The sequence below is a fragment of the Pedobacter sp. Leaf194 genome (genome assembly GCF_001423945.1).
Classification (GTDB): Bacteria; Bacteroidota; Bacteroidia; order Sphingobacteriales; family Sphingobacteriaceae; genus Pedobacter.
Genome location: NZ_LMPU01000013.1, coordinates 189,156 through 206,391, shown reverse-complemented (window position 1 = coordinate 206,391; position 17,236 = coordinate 189,156). Strand labels below are relative to the sequence as shown.

Here is a 17,236-nt window from a genome sequence, read left to right as displayed (position 1 = left end):
ACTTGATTGACAATAGCTAATTTAAATTCTAAACTATGCTTAACTTTTCTGCTCATAAAAATGCCCCCATAAAGTGTCTAACTTTTTGGGGGCATTGCACAATTAGAACAGGGCTTTTTTTTATCTAAATGCGATACAATAATTATGGTTTATCCCACCAAACTCTTGCGTTTAAGTCATCAACACCACCGTATGGAAATGATGCGACCGCAGCAGCGTAATTTGATGCATTATTAGAACGTTCTTGTGTGGGGTAACCTTCCCTCCTCGGAATTAGAATTCCGTTATTGTTTGGAGCAGGCGCTAGGAAATTAGGGAAACCTGTCCGCCTCCATTCTGCCCATCCCTCATAGCCATGAAGAAACAAGTGAACCCAACGTTGATTACCGATTTTTTGGTAACCATTTGCTGCGTCGTAAGCTACTGCAGGGTTAGCAAGGTAAGCGCTCAGGCTACTTATATCGTTATTATTCCATTGCCGAATAGAAAACTCTATTGCTTTATCGTAATTTGCTTTCGCCGCTGTTTCGCCCCCAGTTATCCAACCCATCTTTGCGGCTTCTGCCATCGCAAATAGCGACTGAGCATAGGTTACCAAGGCGACAGGACTGTTTTGTAAACGCAGGTTACTGCCCAACAGGGAGTAATTGTTGATAACAACCGTAACAGAACCTGGCAAACCGTAATCGAGCCCAACATAGTTACCTGCCGCGTTCTTATTCGCATAAACCGCAAGTCTTGGGTCGTTTAAAGGAAGCATATAATCTACCAAGGGCTTGCTTACCGCAAACCAGTTTCTGCCTAGTCTTGTAAACGAATTATACCAGTAATTTTCGTTATTCTGCTCTGCCAAATGGGGATATGAAAGATTATCTGTATTGGCCGACATTAAGCCATTAGCCACAGCCTTGTTAAATTCGACATTGCCTTTATTTACATCCACTTTCGATAAACGCAAAGCCATTAACTGATGAATGGTGTTACCTAACTTTTTCCACTTTGTAACATCGCCTCCATAAACAATATCGTTTTTTATATTGCCCGCAACGAAGCCGGCATTTGCCTCATCCAAAAGCTTAAAAAGATTGTCATAAATAACCTGTTGTGAATCGTATTTTGGTGTAAAATTACTACTTCCTTTTAGCGCTTCAGTGTACGGAAGCGGCCCCCACCTATCTGTCATGTGCCAGAAGAAATAAGCCTTAAGTACCTTCGCCACGGCTACCTGATTTGCAATCGGCCCTTCGCTTGCATCTAGAGCTGTATTTGTGATTACCGTTTCCAGGTTATTTAATGGACCGGTGTAAAAGCCGTAAAAGTTAAAATTCGTAGTCACATACCTGGAGTTGTCGGTAAACGAAGTGTTCGATAAATACTGGGGGTAATGAACACCATAAGGCGACGAACTTAATCCGGGCAAAGACAATTCTGCATTGGCGATGAGTTGCGTACCAGATGCTTTAGTCGGGTTATTGGGGTCGGTATTTATTGCATCATCAAACTTACTGCATCCAGCAAGTGCAACCATTGCAATTAAACCGATGCAAAGAGATTTATATATATTTTTCATCTTATTTATATTAGAATTTAAGATTCAGGTTTACTCCGAATGAGCGTACCGTTTGTAATTCGCCTTTTTCTATCCAGCTGATGTCGGAACTGCCGGAAGATAATTCTGAAGGGTCAACACCCTTTGGTGCAGCCTGCCAAATCATTACAGGATTACGGGCAATTAACGCCACCTTTATGCCTTTAAATGGTGTTTTCTTCAAAAAATCAGCATCGAAATTGTAGCCCAGGCTAATTTCTCTCAATTTAATATACGAAGCAGAATATATCCACTCGTCATAGATGCGTGTTCCCAGATTGGTTCGGTAATAGGTTCTCGCATCAACATAAGCAGTAACCTCCTGACCAGTAGCTGCTGATATTCCATTTACCTTAACACCACCGCCACTTGCCAAAGGCTCGCGTACATTAAAACCCTTATCATTAATTGCGGCTGTTTCTTCAGCCTGACCAGATTTCGCCGATAACATTTTACTCCAGCTGAAGAATTGTCCGCCTTTTTGAAAGTCTATCATTGCAGATAAATCAAATTTCCAGATGCGGAAAGTATTCAACATACCGCCAGTAAACTGAGGCAGTACGCTCCCAAAATCTTTTGCAGTATCAAACAGCGGCATGTTGTCTGCGCCCAGCAGCACTTTTCCTGTCGCTGCATCTCTGCGATAGCCAGGGCCTATCAAATTACCGAATGACTGATTTACAGAAGAATTAAGATAGATTGTTTGACTCGAATAGGTGTTCAAATCTAACTGATAAACGTTAATACCAGGGTATAATTCTTTGATTGTGTTTTTGTTGTGTGCAAAGTTAAATTGTGCATCCCAGGTAAACATTTTCGATTGAACTGGTCTTCCTGATAAGGAAAGCTCGACACCTTTATTTTCTATCAAACCTGCATTGACAACCGTATTGTCGAACCCGCTGGCACCAGATACCGAAAGGTTGATAACCTGATTTTTATTGCGCTGTTGATACACTGTAAACTCAGCACCAATACGGTTATTCAGGAATTTTAAGTCAATCCCCGCTTCATAAGAGTTTGCAAATGAAGGTTTCAAGTTTGGATTCTTAAGGTTATCAGGCACTAATAAGGTATTTATTGAACCTGCTGTTGCCGGATAATTACTTCCGAAACCATAGGTAAAAGCAGTTTGATAAGCCGCAAAGTCAGAACCTGCCATTGCATAACTTGCACGTAACTTACCGTAAGATAATACCTTTGATTTTAGCAGGTTACTGAAAAGAAAACTTCCAGAGACCGATGGATACCAATAGGAATTATTATCTTTTGGCAAAGCCGAAGAAATATCGTTACGAATCGAAGCATCAATAAAATAGGTATCCTTATAGCCAAAGGAACCCATTGCATACAAGCTTCGAACCTGCTTTTCTCTCAGATATGACGTACTAGTTGGTCTATCCACCGAAGCCGCAATAGTGTAGGTGTTAGGACTTGATAAACCCCCGGCAGTTGCCTGGTAAGTTTGACTAAATCTTGTAGAATATAAGTTGGCACCGGCGTTTACGTTCACAGAAAAGTCATTGATAGTTTTTGTAAACTGGGCTAAAAATTCATAATTATTATCTTTGTTCTGATACTTCCCAACCGAATAGCTGTCTACCAGCCTGCCGCCAAGAGGCTCTTTGTGGGTAATGGTTTGGAAATACATATCCGACCGCAGAAAACCGCTCAGTTTTAGCTCCGGCAACACTTGGTAACTCAAATTAATATCGCCGAATAAACGATCTCTCGTGTCGTTATTTAAAACTTCATAAGCATCGAAAAAGGGGTTGTTCCAGTCACTTGGCTTGTTCGTCGTAATCAAACCCGTAGCGGTGCTTGGATTAACATTCCAATTCAGAATCGTTCCGTCTGAATACCGGTAATTCCTCAAAGTATTGATATCCAAATTTCTCTGAAACCACTGTACTGCCCCCGTGAATGAACCCTGATAACCTTGAGTAGGCCTTTGGCCAGCATTATTCGCGTAATTGGCATTCACGCCAACCGTTAATTTAGGTGTAATATCCAGAGATGAGCTCAAACTTAAATTGTTGCGTTTTAAAAATGTATTTGGAATCGTTCCGCTTGTGTATGCGTTTGTATAACTCAATCTGTAATTAGAATTTTCGCCTCCTCCGGTTACTGAAATGCCATTATTAATATTGTAGCCGGTTTCAAAAAAATCTTTAATGTTATTAGGCTGGGGTACAAAGGGGCTTAGCTGACCAAATTCCGGATCGAGTGGATAAAAGCTGTTTATTTTACGAACAAGTGTTCCATCCATCTTCGGGCCCCAGCTTTCATCATTACCATTAACGTACTTCTGCCCATTCGCAAGCGTTAAAAAGGTTTGGTTATTGCCCACTCCATAAATATTTTGCAAGGGCATGAAATTGCCAATCTTATCAATTGTAAAAGCCGAATTAAGACTGATATCAACTTTTTTTGGACCTTTAGCGCCCTTTTTTGTTGTAATTAAAATAACGCCATACTGCCCCCTAATGCCATAAAGTGCAGATGCAGCCGGTCCTTTTAATACGTTAACGCTCTCAATATCGTCTGGATTAATATCCTGCGAGGTATTACCGTAATCTACACCATTTTCGCCACCGCTAAAGTTACTCTGGGCAATTGGCGTTCCATCTACAACCATTAAAGGAGAACCTCCTCCTGTTAATGAATTGACACTTCTGATTTTGATTTTCTGTGTGCCGCCCAGACTAGCGCCGGATGATCCGGTTACCTGAACACCAGCAATTTTACCCGCCAGCGAACCTATAACGTTTTGCTCTTTTGTGAGCGTTAAATTATCACCTTTCACGGATTGAGTAGCGTAGCCAATAGATTTCTCTGAGCGTTTGATGCCAAGAGCTGTAACGACAACATCATCGAGGTTGTTTTCCTGGGAGGAAAGTTGGACGTTAATTTGAGTGCGCCCAGCAGTTGTAATTTCGCGGGTAGCAAAACCCAAAGAGGTAAAAACGAGTGTATTAGCACTGGATGGGGCTGCAATTGAGTAGCTGCCATCTGCAATGGTCGATGCGCCAGTCGTGCTTCCCTTAACCATTATACTCACGCCCGGAATGCCGACGTTTTGCGCATCTGTAACTTTTCCCCTGATTGTAATTTGAGCAAATGAAACGAAATGACACGTCAAAATCCCTAACAGTGTTAGTAAGGTTTTGTTGTTCATAATGAAAGATCTTAGGTTAGTAATTGTTTAAGTTGCCTTAAAATACAACTTTTCACCTAATGGTAATTCATTATTTACACAATATTCAGCTACACCAAAAAACAACAAACTGAAAAATACCGCACAATGCAGCAGAAACCCGCATGTTAGCGGTAGATAAGAATGGGCAACAATTTCATTACAAAATTATGAAACTGCTGGCGGTAAAGATATACGATTGATAATTTCATCGATTGCGTCTGCGTCAATCACAGCATTTTTCGAAGCACACCATTTGGAAGATTTATTATCCATCCAAATACAGAAAGAATGATAACCATCCAGTACAACCGCGTAGGTTTCGTGGAAGTCGTCGTGGATGCGCATACAAAATCCTTTAAAAATTTTGCCTCTAACAATAAATTGCAGGGTAGAATAATCTGTTAACATGGCTCATTATATTTTTGGTAAAGTTATAACACACAAGAAATGAGAATGTTTCGTTAATTTAAAGGAATTAACAATTTTTTACTAACGGCATGCAAAAGGCTTAACCTATGCTTAACATATTAGAATATCCTTTAGCTATTAAACGATTTTTTGCGGGCAAAAATACTTCACATTGTAAATTTATTATTGTTTTCCCTTTCTTCACTACAGCAGTTTCCGCGATAATTTCATCACCCTCTTTTGCCGGTGCAAAGTAGTCGATATAATTACTAACGGTTGTGAACACGCTTTCCAAACCCATTGTATAAACCGTGGCGCCAATTAAATCATCGATAATGCCTGCTGTTACCCCTCCGTGCAAGATTTGATATGGATTTGTCATTTCTTTCCGAACGGTATAACTGCAAACTAAAATTCCATTTTCGGCCTTAACCAGTACCGGAGCAAGCCAGTTCATATAATTTGATGGTGAAGAGTCAATGACCCGACCGATTGATTGCCTCAATAAATTCAGGCGTTGTTCGCTTACAGTATTCATATTTAAAGTTAAGAAATATAAACCACCGCAGACATTAATTGAGATGTAGACGACCAGTTTATTCGGTTTTAATTTTTGAAATACTCAAATGAGTTCCGATTGGAACGATGACTTTAAAGCTAAAGTTTCTCCCCATATTGTAAATGCCCGATCGGTCGTTGGGCGACTGGCTGTAATATTCAAAATATTTGAGCCTGTTGAGGTTAGACTGGTAGGCTTTATTGAAGACATTATCGCACTGAATAAAAATATCAAATATTTTTTTACCGGTGTTTGTCTTCACCGCTGAACCCATTCCGAAATTTAGCAAAGCATAACCGGCTGTATAAGTTTCTGTGTTATCCAAACCATAAAAACGATTTTGCGCTGCTATAACAATGGCATCTACTTTGAAATAAGGTTTATCAAACATACCACTTTCGTTATTTGCGGTAATTTTAAGTTCAGACCGCAGCTGCAAGGGCGGAATAAATGGCAAATATTTAGCAACATGTCCATGCTTTTCGAGCAAATCTTCATTTCTATTGAGGCCAACTACATACGAGAGGCTGTTATTAAAACTTAACCACTTCAAATTTCCCGGATGAAGATTAATACTCAATTCCGCCCCGTATAATCTGGCTTTCGATTGCTGATATTGATAAGTGATATTGCCTGGTACAATAACCACTGGATTTCCATTTTCGTCCGTTAAGCGGCTTTGATAAATATAATTCTGGATGCTATTATTAAAAAACTCCAAACTTAGATCGGCATCTTTCAGATGAGCAATTAAACCTATATCCTGCTGCAGATTAAATTCTGGCTTGAAATTTCTGTTTCCGAGATAAACGATGTGCGCACCTGGATCTAATCCGTTAGAACCAATCTCCGTAATGTTCGGTGCACGATAACCCCTTGCAATGTTAGCTTTTAGTAAAAACTTTTCAGAAATATTATACGTTAAGCCTAAACTGCCTGATAAACCATAGTAGCTTTTCTGGAAGGCAGGAAACTGAAGTCCGGCGTTTGGAGAACCTGCATTAACCTGCTTTCCAAAACCTGTATCAGCATCTGTACCGACATAAAAATTTTCCCATTTAATGTTTCTTCTATCCAAACGTACACCACCAGAAACATCTACTTTGCCAAGGGTTCTTTTCGCAAAATAAAATGCCCCAATATCAAAAAGGTTGTAGTCCGGAATTGGAAAATCTGTAGCCGCTTTGCTTCGGTTGCCCTGAAACATTCCATTAATGCCGATTGTACTTTCAATACCTGCAAAATCTGGCAGGTTATATTTGACATCATAATTTAAAGTGTTTAAAACAACATAGAGTCCGGCCTGTGATGGCAGTGTTGGATGGTTAAACTCCCGCCGCACACTCTGCTGCGCACCAAAAAGCAAATTTAAATCGCTTCCTCCCAGTTTGAACTGGCTTGCGTTGTAAAACCGGTAATGCTGTATATGCTGATGCAAGGGATTGATTGAGTAAGCCGTTAGGTCCTTTTCATAGACTACCGGCCTGTTTTTCACATCATCTCCGGCATCCAGAACCTGCCTGGTAAATTTCCTGGTCAAAGAATCACGGCTACCATCCGGAATTTCCATCAGGTTATCATAATAGGTTAATGCGGTTTTGGAATATCCCCAGTTTTTATCAACCCGTGCACTTGCCGACAAATTATACTCCCGGAAAGCCGTACCAAAAACATAGCCATCAACCGGATTGTAATAATTATGGGCTGTTTTACCGGTTGCTCGAAAGGTGTATTTCCAATCGTCTTTTCTATAGGCGAACCCCAGCGAACTTCCAAACATCCCGTTATTACTTTGATAATTCGATGTAAAATCGCCAATTAAAGTTTTGTTTTGAAAATCAGGATTTGAGGGAATCATATTAATCACTCCGGCCAATGCATCTGAGCCGTAGGTTAAGCTTGCCGGCCCTTTAACCACTTCCGCCCTACCAATTCCATATTCATCTACTTCAATGCCATGCTCATCGCCCCATTGCTGCCCCTCCTGCCGAAGGCCATCATATAAAGTTAATACCCTGTTGTATCCTAAGCCTCGGATAAATGGCTTTGAAACATTAGGCCCTGTAGTTACTGCAGATACGCCCGGCACCCCTTTAACAATGGCATCTATCAAATTTGTACTCGCATTTTGGTCCATCACCTTTTTCGAAAGCACGGCTATAGGTACCGGACTCTTTCGCAATTCGGTAGCACGGTTTACGCCGGTTACAACCACGTCATTTAAGTTTGATATAATCTGCTCGAGGCTTGCATTGAAAATTTCATTACTATTTTTCACGGAAACCTTTAGAGTTTTGGAAGCGTAGCCAACCTTGGAAAAAATGAGGCTATAGTTTCCAAACGTGAGCCTATCTAGTGTGTAATTACCGGCAGCATCGCTTCTGGTGGATTTATTTAATCCCAAAACTCTGATGGTTACGTTTTCTATTGGCTTGTCTTCATTACTAACCACCCCACTTAAAGTAGTTTGCTGAGCGAATGTGACCGTTGGAACCAGCGAAAGAAAAAAGATAGCGAGCGTAAGTAAGCGATGATTCATATATATCTAAACTTATTTTTAGACAAATCTAAATTTATTTTTAAATAAATCAAATTAAATAAATTAATGCTTTGAGCACAGCATGAATTAAGCGGTAAGCCGGCGACACTTAACACCAAGACGCATGTTGTAAAAAATCAGTTTATGGATGGTAATGATTAAAATTTTTCCGCATCAAAGCAAACAGCCAGTGAATTCTGTCTAAAATGTACTTTGTGAGGTATTTCCTTGAATTTTGCGCACAAAAAAACCCTCTTTAAAATTAATTAAAGAGGGTTTTTTGTACCCCGGAAGGGACTCGAACCCCTGACCCTCGGTTTAGAAAACCGACGCTCTATCCAGCTGAGCTACCGAGGCTCATTTTTTAATGTGTGCAAATATAGAAGTTCTTATCAAAAAAGAGCAAATTAATTTCAAATTTTCAACGGCAGATTGGCTTAAGATTCACAAGAAAATGTTAACTCTTTAAGCTATAAGTATTTAATTGATAGTTGTAGCCAGCAAACGGAAATACGCCCTTTAATGCTTGAAAGCTTAATCCTTTGGTTCCCAAAGTTCAACCTTATTGCCTTCAGCATCGAGGATATGTACAAACTTTCCATAATCAAAGCGCTGTACATCATCTACTATAGTAACACCTTCACTTTTTAGCTCCGCCACTAATGCTTCCAAATTTTTGACCCGGTAATTTATCATAAACTGGCTCGTTGATGGTTCAAAGTATTTTGTGGTTTCCGCAAAGGGTGTCCATTGTGTTTGAGCCTTCTTTGTACTATCATCCTTTTCAAACCACTCAAAACTTGCCCCATAAGGATTGGTGTCTAAACCTAAATGTTTCTTATACCACTCCGTAATTTTTTTTGGGTCTTTGCATTTAAAAAAAATGCCCCCGATGCCTGTTACCTTTTTCATATTTGCTTGTTTAGTTTGTTTTAAAATAATGGTTTTGAACGCAAATCCCGATATAAATGAGACCATAACCATCACTAAAACTAATATTATTTTTTTCATTTTCTATATATTTATGTTGAATGAATCATCAGGTTTAAAGTTGAAAAACTCATTTCCGATATTCGAAAATTGTTTCAACAAGCTAATTATCACATTTTTAACTATTAGGAAGGATTTTGTAATATCAATAACGGCACAACGTATTGAATAATAATTCTTAGGGAAAGAATTAATTAAAAGGGCGACAGCGGATAATCATTACCTCTTATCTAGCGAATAAACAATAAGAAAAAACTTTGACGAAAAAGCCTTAGTTAGGCATCTTCGCCATTCCAAATATCATCATCGGCATGCTTGATCTCATCGTTGCTTCCGCTAACACTTCGTAACTCTTCATGATGATAGTTTCTTTCCGGATTTTCGGGCAGTTGATTATCATCGTCTACAGGACCTTTTCGTAAATGCTCTGGCTTCTTTACTTCTGGCAAATCATCGTGAACTACTGACGGTTTAAGAATTTTTTTGCCTGGATTTGTGTTGTTTTCCATAATCAATTATCAAAACTAAAGAAATGCAAAAGTGATGTAAATTATCCGCACTGCAATGAATTATTTAATCTACTGGATTAACAAAATTACCCAATCGTGGTTTTAAAAAGAATTTCTTGCGAGATGATGTTGGCAGAAAAAACGAATGAAACAGAGAAATTTAGCCCGAGTAACTCTTGGGAGCGTTATTTAAAACAAAAACGGGGGTTTTTAAATTTGACCCGGCGAAAAGAAATTTTTTCGCCAGGTCAAATTACGTCCTTTGAAGGACAGGCAAATATGTAAATATTTAGTTTAATAATTTCCGGTAACACCGAGTTCGAGGCCGCGAAGTTCTGCTAAACCCCTCAATCGTCCTATCGCTGAGTAGCCCGGGTTGCTCTGTTTCGCCAAATCATCCAGCATCTGGTGACCATGGTCGGGGCGGAAAGGTATCGGTTTTTCCCTCAGGGCATTTTCTTCAGATAAAGCTTTCATGATTTCGTACATGTTTACATCGCCACCCAAATGGTCGGCTTCATAAAAACTACCATCTTCATCTTTGGTTACATTACGCAAATGTGCAAAATAAACCCGTGCTTTCACTGCGTTGAAAATTTCTAATGCATTATTCTCTACATCTGCGCCAAGCGAGCCTGTACAAAAGCAAACGCCGTTAAAAGGTTTATCCACGTTGCTGAGGATGTAATTGAAATCATCAAGCGTACTTGCAATTCTTGGTAAACCCAAAATTGGATAAGGTGGGTCGTCTGGGTGGATGGTCATTTTTATACCCTCCTGTTCGCAAACGGCTGCAATTGATGAAAGGAAATAAACCAGGTTTTCCCGAAGGCCATTAAAACCAATCCTGGCATATTCATTAATGCTGTTGCGCAGGGTTTCCAGCTCAATTTCTTTCTCGTTGGGTATGCCCATCAAAACATTGATGCGCAAATCATCAAGTTGCTGGTGGTTTAAAGTTGCAAACTTACTTTCAGCCCTTTCCAGAACTGAAACCGGGTAATCGTCTTTCGCACCGTCTCTTTTTAAAATAAAAAGGTCGAAAACCGCTAAATCAATCCAGTTAAAATAGAGGGCTTTCGAGCCGTCGGTCATTTCCAGATCGAGCTGTGTGCGGGTCCAGTCTAACACCGGCATAAAGTTATAGCAAACTGTTTAACAGTTTGCTATNAATCAATCCAGTTAAAATAGAGGGCTTTCGAGCCGTCGGTCATTTCCAGATCGAGCTGTGTGCGGGTCCAGTCTAACACCGGCATAAAGTTATAGCAAACTGTTTTTATGCCACAGGCAGCAAGATTTTGAAGGGAAATTTTGTAATTCTCGATGTATTTACCGGCATCAGCCCGGCGTGTTTTTATCGCCTCGTGCACTGGCACACTTTCTACAACAGACCAGCTCAGGCCTGCTGCCTCGATAATTGCTTTTCGTTCTGCGATATCAGCCAGCGGCCAGATTTCGCCGTGTGGAATGTGGTGCAAAGCGGTAACTATGCCGGTTGCACCGGCCTGTTTCACGTCAGACAAAGTTACAGGGTCGTTAGGTCCGTACCAACGCCAGGTTTGTTCTAATTTTTTATATTTCGTTTCCATACATTATACTCCTGAAAAAGCGCAAAAACCGCCATCTACGGTTAAATTTTCCCCATTTACAAATTTTGATGCATCACTCAGCAAATAAACGAGTGCGCCAATAAGTTCTTCGGGATTTCCGAATCTCTTGTATGGCGTTTTCGAGATGATTGCATTTCCCCTGGCAGTTAAACTGCCGTCGGCATTTGTTAACAAAGCCCGGTTCTGGTTGGTAATGAAAAATCCAGGTACAATGGCGTTCATCCTGATCTTATCGCCATACCGGTTAGCCAGCTCAACGGCCATCCACTTTGTGTAACTATCTACGGCAGACTTTGCTAAAGAGTAGCCCAACACCCTCGTAACGGCCTGCGTAGCCGAAACTGATGATATATTCACGATACTTCCACCCTGTTTCGCCAGCGTTTTACCAAATATCTGCGTGGGCAAAATGGTTCCAAATAGCTTTAAATCAAAAGCTTGTTTCAATGCCGGAACGTTTAGATCAAAAATATCCTTTTCAGGCTGAACTACCGCTTCGGCAACGTTGCCACCTGCTGCATTCACCAAGCCATCAATTCGTCCAAACTTAGCTAAAATAACGTTTTTGGCTTCTACAAGGGCATCTTCATTTAACACATCGGCAATGAGATAGATGGCATTGCCACCCTGCCGCGTTACTTCTTCAGCCCTTGCCTTGGCAACCTCTTCATTTCTACCCAATATTGCGATTGTAGTTCCGGCTGATGCTAAGCCGTTTACAAAGGCCTCTCCAAGTACCCCTGTTGCGCCTGTAACGACTACAACTTTATCTTTTAAAGAGAATAAATCTGATGTTTTAGTCATTAATTAATCTATTACTAAAGTGGTTATTGAATGTGGTAAACTTGTAGTTGTTGCCGCCTGACCTTTAATCCATAAGCTGTATTTCAGTTTCTCGTCAGATTGATTCATCACCACAACTGCAACTTTTCCATCGGTGTTAATAAAAGCTGTAGTTTGCAGTTTATCGCGACTGGAAGATGAGCCGATTCTTTTTGCACCCGGGCGGATAAATTTCGAAAAGTGACCCATGTAATAAAAAGCATTCGTGTAAATTAATTTATCGCTTTTCGTATCTGCATGTACAGGAGCGAAACAAAAATTGCCCACATGGTTTGGCCCGCCGTTTTCATCTAAAAGGATATTCCAATCAGTCCACGCCGCTGTTCCGCTATTAAAATCGTTAATCATAGAGTAACCATAACGTTCGCCCAATGTCCAGTCATCCAATTTTGTTACATCGTATTTCTCTTTACATCCTTCGGTGAAAATCAACGCTTTATCTGGATAGGCTTCATGTGTTTGTTTAACATTACCGAATTGCATTGCACTTCCTGTCCAGGTTTCATACCAATGAAAACCGATGCCCCATACATATTTTGCAGCATCCTTATCATTTAAAATTGTACTGGCTCTTTGAAAAATCTGATCGCGGTTATGATCCCATGCAATTAATTTTTTCGAGGATAAACCCGATTTTTGTAAGGTTGGACCCAGGAAGTTTTTGATAAAATCGCGTTCCTCCTCGGCAGTGTATACACAAGATTCCCAGCGCTGTTTCGCCATTGGTTCGTTTTGAACACTTAAGCCCCATATTGGCATCCCCATCGATTCGTAGGTTTTAATAAATTTAACATAGTGATTTGCCCAACTTTGGCGATATGCAGGCAGCAGATGACCCCCGCCAATTAAACTGTTGTTATCTTTCATCCAGGCAGGCGGCGACCACGGACTTACAAACAGCGTTAGCTTGCCCCCGGCAGCTTTTATTGCATCCTTGATGAGCGGAATTTTAAACTGCTTATCATGATCAACATTGAACGTTTTCAAATCCTTATCCTGGTCCTGTACATAAGTGTAGCTCCCACTCGAGAAATCGCAGCTCGCAATGTTTGTCCGGGCTAAAGTGTAACCAATTCCACTAGTTGGGTTGTAATATTTCTCCATCAGTTCAGCCTGATTTTTCTTCGAGAGCTTTGCAAAGGTTTCTGCAGATGCATCAGTTAATGCGCCACCAATACCAATCATTGTTTGATACCTGACTGTTGGGTCTATAAACACACATGGCTCTGTTTCGAAGGGCTGTCTGTTTTCGCTAAAACTTAACGTTTCAGTTTTGCGAATGCGATAGTCAGAATTTTCGGCGGTAACATATACCGATACCTTTTTGTTGCTAACCGAATAGCTTTGCATGGGTTTTGTTGCTTTTTTTAATTGTGCGCCTGCGGTGTAGGCAGTAGCTAAAATTAATAGCAGACTTAATTGTTGTTTCATGGGATTGGCTCGTTTATAGTATAGGTTATTGTTGCAATATTATAAAATTAATTGTGCAGATGCTACTTTAAAGTTTTGTTAATTTGGTTCAATAGATAGCCATTTACGTCTGAAGAGTATTCCCAAAACATAACACCGGCCATGTTATTTTTGAGTACATATTTACATTTCTCCTTTACCGATTCCTCATCATCGTAAGTCATAAATTCCTTTGTTCCTGAGTTGAAAATGTAAGGTGCTTTTGCCTCCTTATCTACAAAGGCATTAAATCCATTCTTATTAATTAAACTATCTTTTAAAAAAGTATAACCCTTTCCATAAGAACCCGCTAAAACAGAATCACCTAAACCATTTGTTGAGTTACTTTTTAATGTGAAGGCCCTGCTGTAAAAAGCAATCCCCATCACCAGTTTATTTTCGGGTACACCGGCAGCAACAAATTCTTTGAAGGTATTATCTGCACTATGCGCCGAAGGAAATTTCGCAGAAGGATAAAGATTAGTGTGATGACCCGCAATAGCGCCGTTGTAGAAATCGTAAGTCATAAGGTTTACATAATCCAGATATTGCTGTACTTTATCCATTTCGGTGTGGTCGATGAAATTTTTAAAACCACCGGCGGCGATGGTCAGCAATTTCTTTTCATTTCTTTCTTTCTGCAGCACATCCAGCGCAACACGGAGTTCCTTAAGCATTAGCGTAAAGTTTTCTTTATCCTCTGGGCGATAGACATTGCCTTCCTCACCAGGAATACCCGGATACTCCCAGTCGATATCTACACCATCTAACTTATATCTCTCGATGATTTTGACCGCACTTTGGGCGAAGGCTTTTCTCGAGGTGTCAGAAAGAGCGGCGTCAGAAAAATTTTCACTCCATGACCAGCCTCCTATTGAAATCAAAATTTTCAGCTCTGGATTAACTTGTTTCAACTTAACCAGATTTTGGAAATTTAACGTATCGGTTCCTTCACGTTGCAAAAAAGCCCTGTTTTCTTTAATATTTACAAAGGCATAATTGATATGCGTTAACTTTTTTGCATCAATACGGCTTAAATCTGCCAATCCTTTATAGCCACCAACATAACCAATAACCACCTTCCTCTTGGTATTTTTATCAGATTGCATCGCGGTAAGCGCAACCGAGCCTACCAGCGCCAAAAGCGTAACGACCGATGATAATTTCATATAGACTTATTTTTTGCTTCGTAATAAAGCTTCAAGGAAATAATAGTCAGCATAGTTAATCGGCACATCTACCTCCGACTTTGCCGGACGATGGCCGGTGCTGTGCTCCAATATAAAGCCATAATTTGCACCAGGTTTACTCGTGTACTTAGTACTTAAAGAATACAAAATCTTATCGGCTGCCGCCTTATACTTTTTTCCTTCTTTGCTGTAGCCGGCAAGTTCATAAAGTGCAGATGCTGTTATCGCGGCCGCTGATGCATCTCTTGAAACATTAGGAATTTGCGGGTCGTTGTAATCCCAGTATGGTATGCCATCGGCAGGCGTTATTTTCGAACTTAAAATAAAGTTTGCAATACCATCTGCCTGAGCAAGGTATAATTTATTTTTAGTTTCTCGAAAGCACATGGTATAACCGTACAAGGCCCATGCCTGGCCGCGGGCCCAAGCAGATTCATTGGCATAACCCTGCGCTGTAATTTTTTGTAGAATGTGTCCGTTTTGTGCGGTATCGTAATCAATTACGTGGTACGAGCTGAAATCAGGACGGAAGTGATTCTTAATCGTGTTGTCGGCATGAGCAGTTGCGATTTTGTAAAATGAAGAGTCGCCGGTAAATTTAGTAGCTTCAAAAAGCAGTTCCAGGTTCATCATATTATCAATAATTACTGGGTATTTCCATTTATCGCCATTATGATCCCAGGATTTTAAAACACCGGCAGTTTTATTGAAACGTGTAGACAGTGACTTAGCAGCCTGTATAATTACAGAACGATAGGCGGTATCTTTCGTCATTTTATAACCATTTCCGAACGGGCAGTAAATCATGAAGCCTAAATCGTGGGTACCGCGGTTAAACTGCTCTTTTTTAATATCTTCTGTGTATTTCTTTGCCAAATTTAGCCATTTCTTATCCTTGGTATATTGATAAAAATACCAAAGTTCGGCAGGGAAAAAACCACTGGTCCAGTCTTTCGAAATAACCATTTTAAACTGGCCATTCTCGACAGTTCTTGGCGACACGAGATTCGGCTTCACTTTTCTGGCAGAATCTACATTTTTAACAAGCAAATCTGTCTGTTTTGCCGCTGATGAAAAGGCCTTTGCAACATCAGTTTTTTGTGCTTTAACTGTACTGACAAACAGTACGGATACAAGCGCTATTTTAATTTTTAGTTTCATATTATAACCAGATTAAGGGGTTGCGAATTGGTAGATTTCTTATCACCTCTTCTACCTGAGGGTTGTGTTCTAATTTTTTCCAGGTGGTAAACCAAGTCTGCTCGCCATAAGCATTTGCACCAAAAATTAAAAAAGGTTGTGCAACCGGCCAGTCGTTCCAATACATAACATCTGGTTTAAGAGGCCATTTTCCTTTATCCGCTACAAACGGATAAAGATAAGTTATTCCTTTCTTTATAGATTTTCCATCTGCAGTTTCGAAACGCCAAAGATTATTGTCTGGCGTTGATAATATGTGGCAAAGCATGGTCATCGCATCAAGATTAAAAATAGAGTAGCCGTAAGGTTTTGTACGTGCAAGTTCCAGGGGAAAACTTCCGTCTACGGCCATTTGGTTTGGCAATAAGTTGCTTTTAAAATTTGTCCTTATCGAATCCAACATATTATTATCGCCACAAAGCTTTGCAAAAGATGCCACTTGCATGGCCCAGCAAGTTGCGTGGTTATTTTTCACCGTCTTTTCCTGAATGCCAGGCTTAGACGTGTTCAGCCACAAAATATACTCGGCGAACCATCCCTTTACGGCTTTAAGGGTTGCCTTATCAAAGGCTTTCGCATTTTCCATAACAAGTGTTCCCTGCGCAACCTCCATTAAATGAATGGTATCGATAATGCCATAGTTACGGCCAGTGAACTTGCCTTTGACAGCCTGGGCGAAGAGTAGATTTGGATTCATTAGCGTTTCACTATTTACAAACCACGCTTTGAGATGAAGAACTGCATGTTTTACATAAATCTCATCACCCGTAACTTTATAAGCCGACGCCAGTGCACCAATGATTTTACTAAAACGAACCATTGCTTTTCTGTGTTCGAGAAAATTATCGGGATTTGTTAAACCATCTCTGTTGATGTAAGCACCATCCGGGTTTTTTGGATCGGGCCAAAAGTAATCAGCCTCAGAGAAGAAATCATGCTTGCCACCAGCGCTTCTTGGCGAAGACGTAGCGGTGACTGTTACTGGCTTTTGCAGCAATGCCCAGGCAGCTTCAGATAGAATTTGTTTCTTCAAAACTAAGGTCGCTTCACGCTTTAAATCAAAGCTTTGCGGATTCTCAGTTAAAGACTTAAATGAAGTAGTGCCTAAGTACAGAACGCAAATTAGTGTAAAGGATATTATTTTCTTCATCG

14 protein-coding genes and 1 tRNA gene are annotated in these 17,236 nt (G+C 40.3%); all 15 read right to left on the bottom strand.

All coding sequences use genetic code 11. The annotated features are described in order from the left end of the window. Positions 1-142 precede the first annotated feature (142 nt). The gene (locus tag ASG14_RS18765) at positions 143-1,570 is read right to left on the bottom strand and encodes a SusD/RagB family nutrient-binding outer membrane lipoprotein (RefSeq protein ID WP_157275002.1); all 1,428 of its coding nucleotides are present in this window, start codon (positions 1,568-1,570) and stop codon (positions 143-145) included. A 10-nt stretch (positions 1,571-1,580) separates the two neighbouring features. Continuing rightward, on the bottom strand, positions 1,581-4,766 hold the full coding sequence (locus ASG14_RS18760; protein WP_056872607.1) for a SusC/RagA family TonB-linked outer membrane protein: 3,186 nt from the start codon (positions 4,764-4,766) through the stop codon (positions 1,581-1,583). A 186-nt stretch (positions 4,767-4,952) separates the two neighbouring features. Then, positions 4,953-5,195: a hypothetical protein gene (locus ASG14_RS18755; protein ID WP_056872606.1), complete on the bottom strand. Its 243-nt coding sequence runs from the start codon at positions 5,193-5,195 to the stop codon at positions 4,953-4,955. A gap of 100 nt (positions 5,196-5,295) precedes the next feature. Further along, positions 5,296-5,733, bottom strand: a complete 438-nt coding sequence (locus tag ASG14_RS18750; protein ID WP_056872605.1) for a PaaI family thioesterase — start codon at positions 5,731-5,733, stop codon at positions 5,296-5,298. A 58-nt stretch (positions 5,734-5,791) separates the two neighbouring features. Further along, on the bottom strand, positions 5,792-8,293 hold the full coding sequence (locus ASG14_RS18745; protein WP_056872604.1) for a TonB-dependent receptor: 2,502 nt from the start codon (positions 8,291-8,293) through the stop codon (positions 5,792-5,794). Positions 8,294-8,576: 283 nt separating this feature from the next. Next, positions 8,577-8,650: transfer RNA gene (locus ASG14_RS18740), tRNA-Arg, on the bottom strand. A 177-nt stretch (positions 8,651-8,827) separates the two neighbouring features. Further along, positions 8,828-9,304: a VOC family protein gene (locus ASG14_RS18735; protein ID WP_200940373.1), complete on the bottom strand. Its 477-nt coding sequence runs from the start codon at positions 9,302-9,304 to the stop codon at positions 8,828-8,830. A gap of 254 nt (positions 9,305-9,558) precedes the next feature. Beyond that, positions 9,559-9,792 carry a hypothetical protein gene (locus ASG14_RS18730; RefSeq protein WP_056872603.1) on the bottom strand — a complete coding sequence of 78 codons (234 nt, stop codon included), beginning with the start codon at positions 9,790-9,792 and terminating at the stop codon, positions 9,559-9,561. A gap of 294 nt (positions 9,793-10,086) precedes the next feature. Then, complete coding sequence (gene uxuA / locus ASG14_RS18725) at positions 10,087-10,929, bottom strand: mannonate dehydratase (protein WP_369817235.1); 843 nt, start codon at positions 10,927-10,929, stop codon at positions 10,087-10,089. Positions 10,930-10,963: 34 nt separating this feature from the next. Then, positions 10,964-11,381, bottom strand: a 418-nt coding sequence (gene uxuA / locus ASG14_RS18720) for a mannonate dehydratase (protein ID WP_157275008.1), incomplete at its 3' end; no start/stop codon positions are given. 3 nt (positions 11,382-11,384) lie between these two features. Further along, positions 11,385-12,206 carry an SDR family oxidoreductase gene (locus ASG14_RS18715; RefSeq protein WP_056872602.1) on the bottom strand — a complete coding sequence of 274 codons (822 nt, stop codon included), beginning with the start codon at positions 12,204-12,206 and terminating at the stop codon, positions 11,385-11,387. Positions 12,207-12,209: 3 nt separating this feature from the next. Continuing rightward, complete coding sequence (locus tag ASG14_RS18710; RefSeq protein ID WP_056872601.1) at positions 12,210-13,676, bottom strand: glycoside hydrolase family 30 beta sandwich domain-containing protein; 1,467 nt, start codon at positions 13,674-13,676, stop codon at positions 12,210-12,212. A gap of 62 nt (positions 13,677-13,738) precedes the next feature. Then, positions 13,739-14,863, bottom strand: a complete 1,125-nt coding sequence (locus ASG14_RS18705) for a glycoside hydrolase family 18 protein (protein WP_056872600.1) — start codon at positions 14,861-14,863, stop codon at positions 13,739-13,741. Between the two features lie 6 nt (positions 14,864-14,869). Continuing rightward, a complete protein-coding gene (locus tag ASG14_RS18700) occupies positions 14,870-16,045 on the bottom strand; it encodes a glycoside hydrolase family 88 protein (RefSeq protein ID WP_056872599.1) in 1,176 nt (391 codons plus the stop codon). Position 16,046: 1 nt separating this feature from the next. Then, positions 16,047-17,234, bottom strand: coding sequence for an alginate lyase family protein (locus ASG14_RS18695; RefSeq protein ID WP_056872598.1), 1,188 nt, complete (start codon positions 17,232-17,234; stop codon positions 16,047-16,049). Positions 17,235-17,236 lie beyond the last annotated feature (2 nt).